This window comes from Nocardia sp. NPDC059764, from assembly GCF_042732555.1.
GTDB lineage: Bacteria > Actinomycetota > Actinomycetes > Mycobacteriales > Mycobacteriaceae > Nocardia.
Window position 1 is genome coordinate 2,030 of sequence record NZ_JBHWHH010000295.1, and the last position, 2,717, is coordinate 4,746.

General features: G+C 56.1%; 1 rRNA gene (cut by a window edge). It reads left to right on the forward strand.

The window, feature by feature from the left end:
* Window positions 1-2,658: ribosomal RNA gene (locus tag ACFV4K_RS34690) — 23S ribosomal RNA — on the forward strand (it extends 376 nt beyond the left edge of the window).
* The last annotated feature ends 59 nt before the right edge of the window (window positions 2,659-2,717 follow it).

The following is a 2,717-nucleotide window of genomic DNA, read 5'->3' on the forward strand; positions in this document are numbered from 1 at the left end:
AGGCACCCGAGTAGCAGCGGGCCCGTGAAATCTGCTGTGAATCTGTCGGGACCACCCGATAAGCCTGAATACTACCTGGTGACCGATAGCGGACTAGTACCGTGAGGGAAAGGTGAAAAGTACCCCGGGAGGGGAGTGAAATAGTACCTGAAACCGTGCGCTTACAATCCGTCAGAGCCCTTTAAGGTGATGGCGTGCCTTTTGAAGAATGAGCCTGCGAGTCATCGGTGTGTGGCAAGGTTAACCCGTGTGGGGGAGCCGTAGCGAAAGCGAGTCCGAATAGGGCGCCCTGAGTCGCACACTATGGACCCGAAGCGGAGTGATCTACCCATGGCCAGGGTGAAGCGACGGTAAGACGTCGTGGAGGCCCGAACCCACTTAGGTTGAAAACTGAGGGGATGAGCTGTGGGTAGGGGTGAAAGGCCAATCAAACTCCGTGATAGCTGGTTCTCCCCGAAATGCATTTAGGTGCAGCGTCGCGTGTTTCTCACCGGAGGTAGAGCTACTGGATGGCCTAGGGGGCCCACAAGCTTACCGAAGTCAGCCAAACTCCGAATGCCGGTGAGTGAGAGCGCGGCAGTGAGACTGTGGGGGATAAGCTTCATAGTCGAGAGGGAAACAGCCCAGATCGCCGGCTAAGGCCCCTAAGCGTGTACTAAGTGGAAAAGGATGTGGAGTCGCGAAGACAACCAGGAGGTTGGCTTAGAAGCAGCCACCCTTGAAAGAGTGCGTAATAGCTCACTGGTCAAGTGATTCTGCGCCGACAATGTAGCGGGGCTCAAGTACACCGCCGAAGCCGCGGCATTCAGACATTATCCCGCTTTCGAGCCAGGAGTCTGGATGGGTAGGGGAGCGTCGTATAGCCAGGGAAGCGGCGGAGTGATCCAGCCGTGGAGGCTATGCGAGTGAGAATGCAGGCATGAGTAGCGAAAGACGAGTGAGAAACTCGTCCGCCGAATGACCAAGGGTTCCTGGGCCAGGTTAATCCGCCCAGGGTGAGTCGGGACCTAAGGCGAGGCCGACAGGCGTAGTCGATGGACAACGGGTTGATATTCCCGTACCCGTGTATCCGCGCCAAATATCGAATCAGTTGTGCTAAGTGCCCAAATGCGGTCTTATCGAGCCTTCGGGCGAGAGGGAACGCGGCTGCGCATGACCCTGGCTGTAGTAGGTAAGCGATGGGGTGACGCAGGAAGGTAGCTGGGCCAGGTGATGGAATACCTGGTGTAAGCGTGTAGGGCGAACCGTAGGCAAATCCGCGGTTCACATAGCCTGAGACGTGATGCGTAGCCGATTGAGGCGAATTCAGTGATCCTATGCTGCCGAGAAAAGCCTCTAGTGAGTTGGTACACGGCCCGTACCCCAAACCGACACAGGTGGTCAGGTAGAGAATACTAAGGCGATCGAGATAACTGTGGTTAAGGAACTCGGCAAAATGCCCCCGTAACTTCGGGAGAAGGGGGACCACGCCTGGTGAACGCCTTTACGGTGGGAGCTGGGTGGGGTCGCAGAGACCAGTGAGAAGCGACTGTTTACTAAAAACACAGGTCCGTGCGAAGTCGTAAGACGATGTATACGGACTGACGCCTGCCCGGTGCCGGAAGGTTAAGAGGACCGGTTAGCGCTTCGGCGCGAAGCTGAGAATTTAAGCCCCGGTAAACGGCGGTGGTAACTATAACCATCCTAAGGTAGCGAAATTCCTTGTCGGGTAAGTTCCGACCTGCACGAATGGCGTAACGACTTCTCAGCTGTCTCAACCACAGACTCGGCGAAATTGCAGTACGAGTAAAGATGCTCGTTACGCGCGGCAGGACGAAAAGACCCCGGGACCTTCACTATAGCTTGGTATTGGTGTTCGGTACGGTTTGTGTAGGATAGGTGGGAGACTGTGAAATCGGCACGCCAGTGTCGAGGGAGTCATCGTTGAAATACCACTCTGATCGTATTGGACCTCTAACCTCGGACCCTGATCGGGTTCAGGGACAGTGCCTGGTGGGTAGTTTAACTGGGGCGGTTGCCTCCCAAAATGTAACGGAGGCGCCCAAAGGTTCCCTCAGCCTGGTTGGCAATCAGGTGTTGAGTGCAAGTGCACAAGGGAGCTTGACTGTGAGACCGACAGGTCGAGCAGGGACGAAAGTCGGGACTAGTGATCCGGCACCGGCAAGTGGAAGCGGTGTCGCTCAACGGATAAAAGGTACCCCGGGGATAACAGGCTGATCTTCCCCAAGAGTCCATATCGACGGGATGGTTTGGCACCTCGATGTCGGCTCGTCGCATCCTGGGGCTGGAGTAGGTCCCAAGGGTTGGGCTGTTCGCCCATTAAAGCGGCACGCGAGCTGGGTTTAGAACGTCGTGAGACAGTTCGGTCTCTATCCGCCGCGCGCGTTAGAAACTTGAGGAAGGCTGTCCCTAGTACGAGAGGACCGGGACGGACGAACCTCTGGTGTGCCAGTTGTTCCGCCAGGAGCACGGCTGGTTGGCCACGTTCGGAAGGGATAACCGCTGAAAGCATCTAAGCGGGAAGCCTGTTCCAAGATGAGGTTTCTCACCCCCTCGAGGGGGTAAGGCCCCCAACAGACCATTGGGTTGATAGGCCAGAACTGGAAGTCTGGTAACAGATGTAGGTGACTGGTACTAATAGGCCGAGGACTTACCAACAAAGAAGCTACGCGTCCACTGTGCAGTATCTGAAACAACACACAGATCACTGAGAAGAC